Here is a 13,273-nt window from a genome sequence, read left to right as displayed (position 1 = left end):
ACGCCTGCGGGGCCGCAGGAAGGCCCATGCCCAGTGGGAGATGGTCGTCAAGCTGAGACCGAGGTTCTTCGAGCACTGGGCCTGGGTGAACTGGGTCCCCATCGTCTGGTGACCAGGACGACAAGAGCCGTGTAAATCGAAAGATTTAGAGCCTGCGCAGATAGGCGGGTGCGGCACCCAGGTAGTGAGGCGAGCACAGGTCTCCGTGATTATTGAGTTGCGACGCTCTGTGGTCACTGGGGAGACCTGTGCCCGTTCTTCCAGCATGGCTGACCGACCCGTTGTGGGGCCAATTCGCGGCGCTGCTGCCCGAGCGTCCCGCGGTCGATCCGGCCCACCCGCTGGGCTGCCATCGTCCCCGCATCGGCGACCGGATCGTGTTCGACAAGCTGCTGCAACTGCTGCGGTTCGGCTGCTCCTACCAGGCGATCGCCGACACCACCTGCTCGGCGACCACCATCCGCAACCGCCGCGACGAGTGGATCTCCCTCGGCGTCTTCATGCGGCTCAAGCAGATTGCGCTGGAGTCCTACGACCGGATCGTCGGGCTGGAGCTTGACCGGATCGCCGTCGACGGCTCGATCACCAAGGCCCCCGGCGGCGGCGAGGTCGCTGGACGCTCAGCGGTCGACCGCGGCAAGCAAGGGCTCAAACGCTCGGGCATGACAGATGGTTACGGAATCCCGCTCGGCAGGGTCCTCGCCGGAGCGAACCGCCACGACTCCCCGCTGCTCGCCGCGACTCTGGACCTGCTGGAGGATCTGGGACCGATGCCCGACGACATCACCGTGCACCTGGATGCCGGCTACGACTCGGACAGGACCCGCACCGAACTGACCGCCCGCAACCTGCACGGCCGCATCGCGCACAAGGGCGAGAGGGCGCCGATCCAGGCCAGCGAGCGGTGGCACGTCGAGCGCACGCACGCCTGGCAGAACGCCTTCCACCGAATTGCCCGCTGCTACGAGCGCCGTGCGACTGTCGCCAACGCCTTCTTCGACCTCGCGGACACGATCATCACCGTTCGTAGCCTGATCCGCCGGGCCTGCACCACCCACCGCTGGGACGAGCGCCCGAAGGGACGTCCTTGAGCCCCGCCCATCTGCCCGGTCTCTTACGCGCAGACTGTTCCCGCTGGTCAGCAACCCTGTTGTGGTTCAGGCGACGCGGGTCTCGTAAGTCTGGCGGTTGGCGAGCACATCGTCCATGTGCACCTCGGCCCAGGCCTTGAGGCCCCGCATCATCTCGTACAGCGACAGGCCGAGATCCGTCAGCTCGTAGGAGACCGTGACCGGCACGGTCGGCACTACGGAGCGGGACACCAGGCCGTCGCGCTCCAGGGAGCGCAGCGTCTGGGTGAGCATCTTCTGGCTGACGCCGGCCAGCAGGCGCTGCAACTCCGAGTAGCGCATCACCCGGGGCTCGCCGGCGCAGTCGGCGCCGGGCTCATGCGCGCTGTCGCTGCCGAGCCCGGCCAGGATCAGCGTGACCCACTTGTCGGAGATCCGGTCGAGCAGCTTGCGGCTGGGACAGGCCGCCACGAAGGCGTCGTACTCCACCTTGGCCTGTGCCCTTTGCTGGGCCGCCGTCATCGTCGCCATGGACCGTTCCTCTCACCTGCAGGTGCCCTACGAACTCGGAAGTGCCTACTTCCCGATTAGAAGCTACGTACCAATAGTGGTGCAAGGAGCCGTCAGGCACCATCCCCTGGCTCGACACGAAAGGCACACCATGAGCACCCCCTCCGCCTCGCTGCCCGGCGGCACCTGGAACCTGGGCGACCTGACCGTCACCCGGTTCGGCTACGGCGCCATGCAGCTCGCCGGCCCCTGGGTCATGGGGCCGCCCGCCGACCGCAACGGCGCACTCGCCGTCCTGAGCGAGGCCGTCGGCCTTGGCATCACCCACATCGACACCGCCGACGCCTACGGGCCGCACATCACCAACCAGCTGATCCGCGAAGCCCTGCACCCGTACCCCGACGCGCTGCACATCGTGACCAAGGTCGGCGCGACCCGGGACCAGGAGGGCGGCTGGCCCCCGGCGCGCAAGCCCGAAGAGCTGCGCAGGGCCGTCACCGAGAACCTGGAGAACCTCGGCCTCGACACGCTGGACGTGGTCAACCTCCGGCTCGGCGACGCCCAGGGCCCCGTGACCGGTTCACTCGCTGAGGCGTTCGAAACACTCGTCGAACTCCAGCAGCAGGGAATGATTCGACACCTCGGCGTGAGCAACGCGACGACGGCACAGGTCGCAGAGGCACGCTCGATCGCGCCGATCGTGTGCGTCCAGAACATGTACAACCTCGCCCACCGCCAAGACGACGAGCTGATCGACGAACTCGCCGAACAGGACATCGCCTACGTGCCCTTCTTCCCCCTCGGCGGCTTCAGCCCGCTGCAATCCTCCGCGCTCACGGCCGTGGCCACCCGGCTGGACGCGGCGCCGATGTCGGTTGCCCTGACCTGGTTGTTGCAGCGGTCGCCGAACATCCTGCTGATCCCCGGCACCTCGTCTGTGGCACACCTGCGAGAGAACGTCGCAGGCGCGGAACTCCAGCTCTCCGACGACGATCTCGCCGAGCTGGACAAGATCGGCCGCTAACCCCACGGCGGGCAGCAGCGCCGCGAATTGGTCCCACAATGGGTCGGTCAGCCATGCTGGAAGAACGGGCACGGGTCTCCCCAGTGATCACAGAGCGTCGCAACTCCTTGATCACGGAGACCTGTGCTCACCTCACTGCCCGAGTGCCCCACCCGCCTATCTGCGCGGGCTCTTACGCACGGTTCTGTGGGAGCCACGGAGGTGCCCGGGGCTACCCGACCCTTTGGAGGGACGGGCCGGGCTGGGACGTCGGTGTCTGGCGCATCGCCCGTGGCCCATGCGGCGGCCCCTCGTTGGAGCGCCGCGGGGTAGGCGTGCCGGCCAGGCCGAAGATCGGCCTGGCGGTCCTCGGTGATCAGCGGCGGGACGACCGGAACCGCCGGAAGGATCACACCTCACATGTGAACTCGCGGCTCGGTGCCGGTGAGGTCGTACCTTGAGAGGAGCTACACCCGAAGGCGCTCGGCTCCGAGAGTGCCGCACGTGCGTCAGGAGCCTGCGAATGTGTCGGCGCCGAGCACGGTCAGCAGGGCAAGCTTGTCGTGGCTCTCCGTACCAGGTGTGGCGGTGAAGATGAGTAGGGACTGCCCCTGGTCGGGGTCGAGCAGTGTCTGGCAGTACAGGTCGATGCGTCCGACCTCGGGGTGGACGAAGCGTTTGGCGTTGCTCCACCGCAGTCCCACTTCGTGGCGGTTCCACAGCTCGGCGAATTCCTCGTTGTGTTGCAGGTCGGCCACGAGCGAGGCGGCCGGCGATCCGGGCCCCTGCGCGGTGGCACTGGCGCGCAGGATGGCGACGTAGACGCGGCTGTGCAGGTGGTGGTCGTCGGGCAGGTACCGGTGGCGGGCGGTGGGGTCGGTGAACCACCGGTAGAGGGCGCTGCGCGCCGGGCCGGTGTGACGCGTCTCGTCGCCGAGCAGCGCCACGGCGGGCGGCGTTTGCTGCAGCGTTTCACCGACCGTGCCCACGATCTGCGCCGGTGTGTCCTGAAGCCGGTCCATGACCCGCAGCAGCCCGGGACTGATGTGCGCTTCGCGTAGTCGCCGTGTCTGGAGGCGGTGCCCGCACAGCAGGAACAGGTGGTCACGTTCGTCGGGGGTCAGGCGCAGGCCCCGGGCGATGGCCGCTGCCATCTGCTGCGACGGCTGGGAACCACTACCGCGTTCCAGCCGGGCCAAATAGTCGGCCGACATGTCGCACAGCTCGGCGACCTCCTCCCGGCGCAGCCCGGTCGTGCGCCGTCGTGCGCCGCGGCGCAACCCGACGTCCTCGGGTTGCAAGGACTCCCGCCGTCCGCGCAGGAAATCAGCCAGACCATCGCCATCCAGTGCCGTGTCCACCATCGGGCTCCCCACGTCGAATGTCGTATACCTCCAGCTCATTGTCCGGCAGGTCAACACGGGGAGCCACGCCCTGCCATTCAGTGGTTGAGCAAGTCCTTCATCCGTCGGCACGGGTCCTCTTCACTGGACGACGTCAGGAATCAGGGAAAAAGCCTCTGGAGGATTTCACCATGGCCAAATGGACCGCGGACCGGCTGCCGAGCATGACCGGCGTGACGGTGGTGATCACCGGTGCTGGCGGGGGGATCGGGCTGGTGACCGCTCGCGAACTCGCACGGGTCGGCGCCCACGTGGTGCTGGCCGTGCGCAACGTCGACAAGGCGCGCCAGGCAGTGGCCGGTATGCGTGGAGATTTCGATGTCCGGCAACTCGATGTCGCCGACCTGGACTCGGTACGTGCGTTTGCGACGTCGTACACCGGCGACATCGATGTTCTGATCAACAACGCAGGAGTGATGGACATCCCGGCGGCGCGCACCGCGCAGGGCCTGGACGTACAGACCGCGACGAACTATTTCGGGCCGTTCGTGCTCACCAACCTACTGCTGCCCCGGCTGACCGACCGCGTGGTGACGGTCTCCAGCCAACTGCACCGATTCGGCAAGCTGGACCTCGACGACCTCGACTGGCGCACCCGCAAGTACAACGGGCTGGCCGTCTACGAGTCGTCCAAGCTCGCCGGTGTGCTGTTCTCGCTGGAATTGCAGCACCGCTTGACCGCCTCGGGCAGCCATGTCCGCTCGGTCATCGCTCACCCTGGCGTCGCGCGGACCGGACTGGTCACGCACTCGCCGCTGGGATTCGTCAACCGGCTCCCGTTCCTGGTCCAGGACGTCGAACACGGAGCTCTGCCGCTCATGTACGCAGCCACGCAAGACGTCCCCGCCAACGCCTACGTCGGTCCGGACGGGTTGTTCAGCTTCACGGGCTACCCACTGATCCGCAAGCCCAGCCGGGCCGGCCTGGACCCGGCCGTCGCCAAGAGGCTCTGGCAGGCAACCGCCACTCTCACCGGAACCGGCGTCTGAAACCAGGCACGCTTCCCAGGTCCGACTCCGGGTGTAGCTCCTCTCAAGGTACGACCTCACCGGCACCGAGCCGCGAGTTCACATGTGAGGTGTGATCCTTCCGGCGGTTCCGGTCGTCCCGCCGCTGATCACCGAGGACCGCTCGGCCGATCTTCGGCCTGGCCAGCACGCCTACCCCGCGGCGCTCCAACGAGGGGCCGCCGCATGGGCCACGGGCGATGCGCCAGACACCGACGTCCCAGCCCGGCCCGTCCCTCCAAAGGAGCTGCACCCATCCGAACTCGACGAGGGCCGACCTGGAGACGCGCTCCTGGCCTGGAGGCAGACATCATTCCTCCCCAGTCGGATGCTGCTGGTGACCATGCTCGTACCGGGACCGCGAATCCCGACCGGCCAGGCCCGGACGGCCGCCGTACTGCTGTTCATCCGCAGCGTGTTCCAGAGCCTGCGAGAGGCATTCCCTGACTACCTCTGGGAGCTACTGGACAATCCTGCCGTCATGCCCGAGTGCGTGCGGACGCTGATGCTCTCCTGAGCGGCCGAGGGGACACTGCTCTGTGGTTGTCCGCGCGAGCACTGCAGCGGCGGGTTGTCAGCGGCCCTGACGTGCAGTTGCGCTGAGCCTCCGCACGACTAGCGCACGAGTACGGCCGGTATGCAGAGGTCAACAGCGGGAAGGGGTCTGCGACCGCCGCTCACCTGGTAGGACAACAACTCGCCGCACTGGCTTGATAGTTGACGGTCTGAGCGTCCGAGATTCCCAAGCTTATAGCGCGAGTTCGATTCTCGTCGCCCGCTCAGAGGTAAAGCCCCAGGTCAACGGCCTGGGGCTTTTCGTTGCCATCGGCCGATACGAGGACGGCACCGCACAATCAGCGCACAGCCCTCGTGGGCCACAAAACGCAGTGACGATACCTGGCTGCTCATCTGAGGTCTGCGGCCTGACGCTACTCCTCCGAGCCGCCCAGGCGCGCCCAGGATCGTGTCCATAGATGGCGTCGAGGTCGGCGTACCGCTGGCGTTGGTCAGGCTGCGAGCTCGCGTCCGAGTACCGCTTCGATTGCCCGCTTGTGAACGAGTCCAGCCCGGACAAGGCGGGCGTCAGCCGTCGAGCAGTCGATGATCGTCAGGTGGTTGGCGGCCGGGCAGACACCGCCGTCCAGGATCACGGTCGCCTTGACGCCGGTGAGGCTCAGGAAGTCGGCGACCTCCTCGGGTGAGATCGCCGGCCCGCGCGCGTCGACGTCTGCGTCCCCGGAGATGTTGACGGTGGTCGCGGCGATGGGCGTGCGGGTCAGCGATGCCAGTGACCCGAGTGGGCCCGGGGAGTTGGTGACGAGGGCCGGAGCACCGACGGCGGAGTGCCGGGCACCCTCGTCGGGTTCGCGCCACGGCAGGAGGAGGGCCAGATCACCGGGCCAGAAGGCGTCTGCCAGCCTGCGAGCTTCGTCGGAGATCACGAAGCGTCGTTCGCAGTCCGCCAGGGACGAGGCGACGAGGACGAGGGACTTGCCGGTGGGCCTCTGCTTGCCTTCGAAGATGTTCCGGCAGGCAGGCGCGTTGGTGGCGTCGGCACAGATCATGTACCAGCGCGAGGTGGGGACGATGACCAGCTCGCCGGCTTCGAGGGCGCTGGCGGCTCGGTCGAGCTGGTCGGTTGGGATCTGCTGCATGAACACTCCGCTTTCAAGATCGGCGAGTTGGATCAGGTCTGGCTCGGCATGGTGCTTCCAGCCGGCTGCCCGGTACGGAGGGCGCCGCTGGATGTTCTTACGAGGGCGTCGTGGCCTGATGCAGGTCGGCAAGGCCCGGGTAGTCCAACCACGGGTCCCGTAGTGACTGGAGTCGGTGTTCGGCATGGGCGACGTGCGACACGCGGAAGTACGCCATGATTCGGGGTTCGCGGCTGAGGTTGTGGCCTACGGCGTGCGGCACGAGGTGGTGCATGAGCAGGGCGTCTCCGGGTGCCCCGAGGAACGGCGTGCCGGTCCGGGCGTCGACGTCCGGCGGGACCTGGTCGGTGATGCCGAGGGACCACTGGTTGCGGAACCACTCGGACATGGTCAGGTGTCCGCCGGGCTGGTAGCGCAGCGCTCCGCCGGTTGGGTCCGTGATGTCGGAGAGCACCACGCCGACGAGGAGCGAGAAGGTCCGCAGTTCGTCGGGATCGAGGTGGGGGCAGGCGACGCCGTCGACGTGCATCGCCTTCTCGGGTTGCGACTCGGGTAGCTGCGACTCGGGGATGCGGATCTGGATCTGCGTGGTGGAGACGGGTTGGAAGTCTCCGAGAAGCGCACCGGCGAGTGTGTCTGCCCCGGAACTGGAAAAGAGGCCCAGCAGATCAGGGTGGCCGCCGAGTTCAGGGGCGAAGGTGCGCTGGGTGTAGGAGTTGATGAGGGCGGGGTCCATCGACTCTCGGAGCCAGTCGTCGACGAGCGTGCGAGCGCGGGCGACGAGATCGGGGGCAACGGCGCCGCGCTTGATGAGCAGGCCGTCGCGTATGAAGGCGCTCTTCTCAGCAGGGGTGAGGGCCATGGGAGCTCCTGACGAATGCGGGCCGCTGCGGACAGTTGAGGAGGAGCTGGGCGAGGACGTCGGCAGCCGAGTCCAGGGCGCTCTCGATGACCCTGTGGCCGATGTCGGCGGATGCCTCTCGCGGGTCACCGCCGATCACCCCGCAGGCCGCAATGGCGCTGTCGCCGGAGTTCCACGGCCATGTCACCCCTCGGTCGAGCACCAACCGGTTGATCTCCCCGCGCCGCTCTTCGTCGGCGGTGAAGTCCACCGGGAGACGGTCGAGGTGGACGTCCTCGGGAGCGAGGGTGAGCATGAGGGACGTCTCGCGGTGGCCGGCGTGTATCTCCGGCAGCTCGCCCTCCGTTCGGAAGCCCGACAGCGAACTCGGGTGGATCACACAGGCCCTGAGCGCGTACCGGTCCTGCAACTCGTAGAGTGCGGCCTCCAGGACGCCACGGTTGCCGCCATGGCCGTTGACGATTAGGAGGGTCCGGGCGGGGGTGGATCGGACGTAGCCGCCGACCACCGCATCGAGCAGCGACATGAAGCTCGCCACCCGCAGCGAGACCGTCCCGGGCGACCAGATGTGTTCCAGCGACAGGCCGTACGGGATCGCCGGCAGCGCCCACAGGTCGTGGTGGTCGCCGTAGCGCTCGACCAGGCGGGTGGTGAACTGCTCCGCGATGACCGTGTCCGTGTTCAACGGCAGGTGGGGGCCGTGCTGTTCAACGGAGCCGATCGGCAGGCACAGCACCGATCCGGCACCGAGCTCGGCAGCGACGACCGGGGCGGCAAGCCGACCGTACTGCCGAGCCGTTGCTGCAGCTGGCGTCATGTCCCGCTCCGGCGGCCGATCCGGATGAGGAACTCGTTCTCCTCGAGGAACGTGTCGTCGCTGCTGTGCTCGGCGAGGGCGGCCCGGACAGCGGCCTCGAAGTCGGCGAGTCGATCGCCGAAAAGATGAGGTGCGGCGAAGCTGGTCGAGTAGAGATAGCCGAGAATGCCCTCGGTGGTCCAGGTGCGCTGGACCGGCACCCGGACCTCTTCGACCTGGTTGAACGGGGACTCCTCCATGATTTCGCTGTAGGGCCGGTTGTGGTGCTTGAAGGTGCTACTGCCAGCCTGGCGCTCCTCTCCGAGGAACTCCTGGACGACCGCGCGCACGGACTGCTTCCAGGGGCTGTCCGCAGCCCAGAAGCTGTTGTCCCCGAAGATCGCGACCGCACCGTCCGGCGCGACCTGGTCGTCGAGGAGCGCGAGGACGGTGGCCTGGTCGAGCCAGTGGAAGGCCCGGCAGATCGTGACGAGGTCGGCGAGCCAGCCCGCCGGAGGCGTGAAGTCCTCGGCCGTGGACTCGACGAGTGCCAGGGCAGTCCCGTCCGGCAGTGCGGGGCGGAGAGCCGACTCCGCCGCCGCGAGCATCTCGCTGTCGTTGTCGATCGCGATGATGTCGTCGAACCGGTCCAGCAGGGCCTCGGCGACCAGGCCGGTACCGGTGCCGACGTCCAGGAGCCGGCGAGGGCTGCTCTTCGGTGCGGCCTGGTCGAGGACAGCGGCGACCTCCTCCGGGATACCCGGGCGGTACTGGCGGTAGTAGCCGACGGTGCCGGTGAACAAGCTCATGGAAGCCTCCGTGCGAGTAGATGACGTACGTGCTGCACAGCATCAGCGAGATCGTTGGCCACCAGCACGCCATGTCCAACGAGTGACGTTTCGTCAGGAACCGTACGTCCGTGGGATACCCACACGGCGCGCAGCCCTGCGTCCGTGGCTCCTCGGATGTCGCACTCCCAGTCGTCGCCGACGTGGATGATCTGCGAGGGCGACACCTGGTGCGAGTCGGCGACCGCCCAGAAGGCCCGGTGGTCCGGCTTGGCGTAGCCGGTACGGCACGAGGGGAAGTGGCCGCTGACCCAAGGGGACAGGAGCTTGAGGAGTCGCTCGGGGTCGGCCTCCGTGCATGTGACGTTGGACAGCGTCACGACGGTCGCCTCCCGGCTGAGTTCCTGCAGCGCGTCGACCGTCCCCGGGAACAGTACGAGCGGGGCCACCGGAAGGTCTCGGGGGAAGACCGAGGGTTCGATGCTCAGGGCGTGGCACACCCGGTCGACCACCGCATCGGTGATCTCGGGCGCGGTGTGCAGGACGTCGCGCATGATGCGTCGGGCTTGCTTCGGGCCGAGCGGCGAGGCGGCGGCCAGGTGGGCGGCGAGACCCGGGCCCTGCGCGTTCCCCAGCGTGCCTCCGATGTCGAGGCTGATCAGCGATCCGACGGGCTCCATCAGGTGGTCTCCATTCCGGTGACGGGCAAGGCGGAGACGATCGCCTCGATGCGCGCTGTACGGATCGACTCCGTCGTGGCCTCTCCGAGGAAGGTGAGCGCATACCGCGTCTCCGCCTGGTCGAGCGCGTCCAGGTTGCGTCCGTGCCTCTGGGCCGCCTCCGCGAGGTCCGTCGGGATGGTGCGCGGACGCAGTCCGTGCGGCAGGTGAAGCGTGCCCGACCAGACGGGCGCTGGCACCGCCGCCCGATGCATCGGCCGCAGGACGGTGACGTCGTCGAGGCTGATGATGCGCACCGGCGCGCGCCCATCGCCAAGGTCGAGTTCGCCGGACAGGAAGGTGTCGTGGCCGTCGAGGCGGTGGTCGAGTACGAGGAGGGGGCCCTGTTCGTCGTGCCGGGTGGTGCCGCGGACGGGAAGGCTCTCGCTGCTCCGGGTCATTGGGGTCTCCGCGGTTGGGTGCCGAGGCCGGGGGGTCGGGGCGAGGGGAGCTGGCCGTGCTCGGGTGTCCAGGGTTCGGCGTAGAGGGTCTGGCGGCGGGGCTCCCACTGACGGCGGTACTCGACGGCAGGGACGGCGTCGGGAAAGGCCGCCGCCAGGTGGATCCCCGGCACCATCGAACGTCCGTGGGGGTAGACGGGGACGCCGACCTTGCGAGCGGCTGCGGTGATCTCGACGGCACGGGTGAGCCCGCCACACCCGACGACGTCGATGGTGAGCGCCTTCGGCCTCACCTGGTCGAACAGCAGGGGCAGGTCTTCGTCCGGCCGCAGTCGCTCCCCTACGGCCACGGGCAGGCCGGCGTTGGCAAGGCGGTGGTAGATCCGCAGGTAGTGCTCCGGCAAGGGGTCTTCCAGCCAGGTGAGTGCTGGGTTGTCGAATCGCTTCGCGAACGCAGTGGCGAGCTCGGGGCTCCACGTTCCGACCGCGTCGACGGCGAAGCCCTTGCCGAGGATCTCGGCTGCCCGGTCCACGGACTGGAGAAGGTGACTCGCTTCGGTGGCGGTAGTGGAATCCGGTCGGCGCCGGAGACCCCACTTGGTGAAGGCCCAGCCTTCGTCGGCGACTTGGGTCAGGGCACCCGGCGCGGGAGGGCCGCTGAGATCAAGGCGGAGCCACGAGGCGTACGCCGGTACGGACGAGCGGCTCGCTGCCGGGGCCAACAGGTCGGCTACCGGCCGATCGGTCAGACGTCCGTGAAGATCCCACAGAGCACAGTCCACTGCTCCGACGGCCCACTCGGCCACGCTGCCGACCAGTCCGGCGGCCGCGACCTGCAGTCGTGCTCGGTGGCCGTCGTGGTCGGTCACGAGGTGGCCGATCGTAGCGTGGGACAGCACGTCGACAGCGCGGCCGACGGGCTCGCTGACCGGGCCGTACCAACCTGTCTGGCCGCCGCCGTGCACGGTGACGAAGACGGTGTCGTCCCCGGCAGGCGCATCTGCTCCGGCCAGCATCGTTTCGACCTTGTCGATGGTGACGTCCATCAGCACGCCACCTTCCGCGAGGCGGTCAGCTTGCGGGCGGCCTTGAGCAGACCAGCCGGGTCGAGGCCGAGTTCACCAGCGAGTGTCGCCTGGGACATCGGCCCGGCGGGCTCGCGCCAGCCGATGACTTCGACGGGACGGCCGAGCCGGCTGGCGAGCAGTCCCCAGACGGCAGCCGGGTGGCCCAGCGTGGCCACGAGGATCGCGGCGTTCTCGCCGAGGTACGTCGCTCTCTCGGCCGCCGACAGGCCCCTTGGCCAGATCTGCGGATCTCCGAGGACCGTCAGGTCCAGCACGCCCACGACGCGAATCCGGCAGCCCAACTGGGCCCGGATCACGGGAACCGCCACTGTGGTGACCTCCGAGGGAAGATCGCCTGCAACCAGGATGGTGAGCTCGGGCTCGCCCTCATCGCTCAGGTGGGGCCAGACCGCCAAGCCCCGTGCCAGTTCCTGCTCGATGGTCTCGTCCGGCTGCCGTGCCGTCGCATGTTTGCCAGCGACTACCACGTTGACGCGGCCGGTCGACCTCAGTGCCTCGTCCAGGACGAGGGCCGCCCGCGCAGGGTCCGCCGGGGTCAGCACCCGCACGGCCGGATCGCATGTCGCCAGTAGGGCAGTCGCCAGAGAGGGGTCGCCGTGCGTGTAGACGTTGTGCCACCCGTACGAGGTCAGCAGCAGGTTGAGGCTTGGTGCGGGGGCTCCGGCGGTGAGCCGGCGGTGCTTGAGGTGGCCGACTACTCCGGAGGTCAGGAGCGGCGCGAAAGCCTCGTAGGACACCAGGACACCGCGTCGGCCACCGGCGAGCCAGCCACACAGCCATCCCAGCAGGACCTCCTCTGCCAGGACCTCGGACACCCATGGCTCGTCCTGAAGTGCACCGAGGCGGTTCGAGGCGAGCTCGTCAGGGCTGAAGAGGCGGAAGTCCCCTGCGACGGCGTGGTTCCGAAGAACTTGGTCCATGGCGTACCCGAAGTCGCCGCCGTCCCAGGTCGGACGGCGCACGGGCTGGATCGCGGTCGGCTGAGAGAGCGGGGCTGCCGGGTGCCGCCCTGCCGTTTCGAGCGCGCTGGCCAGCTCTCCGGTCGGGCGCCCGTCGGTGTCGAACAGCTCTGCCGGCCGGTACGAGGCGAGCCACTGCCCCAGAAGCTCTCGCTGGCCGCCGTCTTCGCGCGCCAGGCCGAGCGGTGTCTTGTGGGTGTCAGGTGTGCCGAGGAGGGGCCGTTCACCGATCTGCTCCGGCCCGCTCCAGCCTTTCATGCACCGCAGGAAGACGGCGGTACGCGCACCGTCTGCGGCCTGCCCCACGGACTCCAGGAGGGCCTGTCGGAAGGACTCGTGTTCATCGCGGGAGGCAGCGGACACGTGCACCACGCGGCTCTGCCAGCCCAGCCCGGCCGCGTATCCGGCGAGTTCCCCGTCCGTCATCGCTCCCAACAGGGACCGGTCGCCCATGCGGAAGCCGTTGACGTGGATGATCGGGACAACCGCGCTTGCAGGCAACGCCCGTGCCGCGAGCCAGGAGGCCGCTGTGGTGGGCGTTTCGCACTCGCCGTCCCCGATGATCGGGAGAACGACCCGGTCGGGCGTGTCCAGTGCGAACCCGTGGCTGAACGCCAAGGCACCACCGAGACAGCCCCCAGGAGCCGACCCCGCTCCGAGTAGAGGGTGAACCTCTGCCCCAAGGCCGTCCACCTCGGGAAAGTCGTGGGCCAGACGCGCCAGGCCCGCAGCATCCCGGGAATACTGCGGACGTACCAAGGCGAGCTCTCCCGACAACCATGCGAAGGCCAGCTGCACCACACCCGCGTGGCCGGCACCGAGTACGGGAACGAGGGCCCGGCAGGGAGCCGCATCCCCCGCTGCGAGCGCCGTGTGGGCAAGGGCCCACGCGGTTCCCGGCACCGTTCCCCAGTGGCCCGTCGGTCGGCGCTTGATGTGGCGGGCTCGCAAGGGCTCTGCCAGGAGCACGTTCTCGTCGAGGTGCAGGAGCACCACCGACACGTAGACGGTG

14 protein-coding genes and 1 pseudogene are annotated in these 13,273 nt (G+C 68.5%); 4 read left to right on the top strand and 11 right to left on the bottom strand.

From position 1 onward, the window contains the following. Nucleotides 1–248 precede the first annotated feature (248 nt). Complete coding sequence (locus OG500_RS19110; RefSeq protein WP_034090761.1) at nucleotides 249–1,091, top strand: IS5 family transposase; 843 nt, start codon at nucleotides 249–251, stop codon at nucleotides 1,089–1,091. Between the two features lie 66 nt (nucleotides 1,092–1,157). On the opposite strand, the gene OG500_RS19105 is transcribed toward OG500_RS19110, so the two are convergent. Continuing rightward, nucleotides 1,158–1,601: a winged helix-turn-helix transcriptional regulator gene (locus OG500_RS19105; protein WP_034090762.1), complete on the bottom strand. Its 444-nt coding sequence runs from the start codon at nucleotides 1,599–1,601 to the stop codon at nucleotides 1,158–1,160. 130 nt (nucleotides 1,602–1,731) lie between these two features. Here OG500_RS19105 and OG500_RS19100 point away from each other — a divergent pair, with 130 nt between their 5' ends. Further along, nucleotides 1,732–2,604: an aldo/keto reductase family oxidoreductase gene (locus tag OG500_RS19100; RefSeq protein WP_034090763.1), complete on the top strand. Its 873-nt coding sequence runs from the start codon at nucleotides 1,732–1,734 to the stop codon at nucleotides 2,602–2,604. Here the strand turns inward: OG500_RS19100 and OG500_RS38200 are convergent. Continuing rightward, a pseudogene (locus OG500_RS38200) lies at nucleotides 2,578–2,676 on the bottom strand (IS5/IS1182 family transposase); the annotation flags it as partial. The gene OG500_RS19100 and the pseudogene OG500_RS38200 sit on opposite strands and share 27 nt — an antisense overlap. 416 nt (nucleotides 2,677–3,092) lie before the next feature. After that, nucleotides 3,093–3,944, bottom strand: coding sequence for a helix-turn-helix transcriptional regulator (locus tag OG500_RS19095; protein WP_081983420.1), 852 nt, complete (start codon nucleotides 3,942–3,944; stop codon nucleotides 3,093–3,095). Nucleotides 3,945–4,117: 173 nt separating this feature from the next. Between OG500_RS19095 and OG500_RS19090 the strand changes: the two genes are divergently transcribed. Together OG500_RS19090 and OG500_RS19085 are read left to right on the top strand one after the other, a co-directional pair. Next, a complete protein-coding gene (locus tag OG500_RS19090; protein ID WP_329581877.1) occupies nucleotides 4,118–4,975 on the top strand; it encodes an SDR family NAD(P)-dependent oxidoreductase in 858 nt (285 codons plus the stop codon). A 346-nt stretch (nucleotides 4,976–5,321) separates the two neighbouring features. Next, on the top strand, nucleotides 5,322–5,510 hold the full coding sequence (locus tag OG500_RS19085) for a hypothetical protein (RefSeq protein WP_329581874.1): 189 nt from the start codon (nucleotides 5,322–5,324) through the stop codon (nucleotides 5,508–5,510). Between the two features lie 490 nt (nucleotides 5,511–6,000). On the opposite strand, the gene OG500_RS19080 is transcribed toward OG500_RS19085, so the two are convergent. From OG500_RS19080 to OG500_RS19045, 8 genes are all read right to left on the bottom strand, one after another. After that, on the bottom strand, nucleotides 6,001–6,648 hold the full coding sequence (locus OG500_RS19080; protein WP_329581871.1) for an L-threonylcarbamoyladenylate synthase: 648 nt from the start codon (nucleotides 6,646–6,648) through the stop codon (nucleotides 6,001–6,003). Nucleotides 6,649–6,745: 97 nt separating this feature from the next. Beyond that, nucleotides 6,746–7,510: a phytanoyl-CoA dioxygenase family protein gene (locus tag OG500_RS19075; protein WP_329581868.1), complete on the bottom strand. Its 765-nt coding sequence runs from the start codon at nucleotides 7,508–7,510 to the stop codon at nucleotides 6,746–6,748. Beyond that, nucleotides 7,491–8,327 (bottom strand): creatininase family protein, encoded by an 837-nt coding sequence (locus tag OG500_RS19070; RefSeq protein WP_329581865.1) that lies wholly within the window; start codon nucleotides 8,325–8,327, stop codon nucleotides 7,491–7,493. The genes OG500_RS19075 and OG500_RS19070 overlap by 20 nt, the downstream gene beginning before the upstream one ends. Then, the gene (locus tag OG500_RS19065) at nucleotides 8,324–9,115 is read right to left on the bottom strand and encodes a class I SAM-dependent methyltransferase (RefSeq protein ID WP_329581862.1); all 792 of its coding nucleotides are present in this window, start codon (nucleotides 9,113–9,115) and stop codon (nucleotides 8,324–8,326) included. Before OG500_RS19065 ends, OG500_RS19070 begins: the two co-directional genes overlap by 4 nt. After that, entirely contained in the window at nucleotides 9,112–9,774 is a 663-nt protein-coding gene (locus OG500_RS19060; protein ID WP_329581859.1) for an HAD family hydrolase, read from the bottom strand. The genes OG500_RS19065 and OG500_RS19060 overlap by 4 nt, the downstream gene beginning before the upstream one ends. Then, nucleotides 9,774–10,214: a hypothetical protein gene (locus OG500_RS19055; protein ID WP_329581856.1), complete on the bottom strand. Its 441-nt coding sequence runs from the start codon at nucleotides 10,212–10,214 to the stop codon at nucleotides 9,774–9,776. The genes OG500_RS19060 and OG500_RS19055 overlap by 1 nt, the downstream gene beginning before the upstream one ends. Beyond that, nucleotides 10,211–11,260, bottom strand: coding sequence for an enolase C-terminal domain-like protein (locus OG500_RS19050; protein ID WP_329581853.1), 1,050 nt, complete (start codon nucleotides 11,258–11,260; stop codon nucleotides 10,211–10,213). Before OG500_RS19050 ends, OG500_RS19055 begins: the two co-directional genes overlap by 4 nt. Further along, the gene (locus OG500_RS19045; protein WP_329587629.1) at nucleotides 11,260–13,254 is read right to left on the bottom strand and encodes a hypothetical protein; all 1,995 of its coding nucleotides are present in this window, start codon (nucleotides 13,252–13,254) and stop codon (nucleotides 11,260–11,262) included. The genes OG500_RS19050 and OG500_RS19045 overlap by 1 nt, the downstream gene beginning before the upstream one ends. Between the last annotated feature and the right edge of the window lie 19 nt (nucleotides 13,255–13,273).

It is taken from the genome of Kitasatospora sp. NBC_01250 (genome assembly GCF_036226465.1).
Taxonomy (GTDB): domain Bacteria; phylum Actinomycetota; class Actinomycetes; order Streptomycetales; family Streptomycetaceae; genus Kitasatospora.
This window is presented reverse-complemented; position numbering and strand designations above follow the sequence as displayed.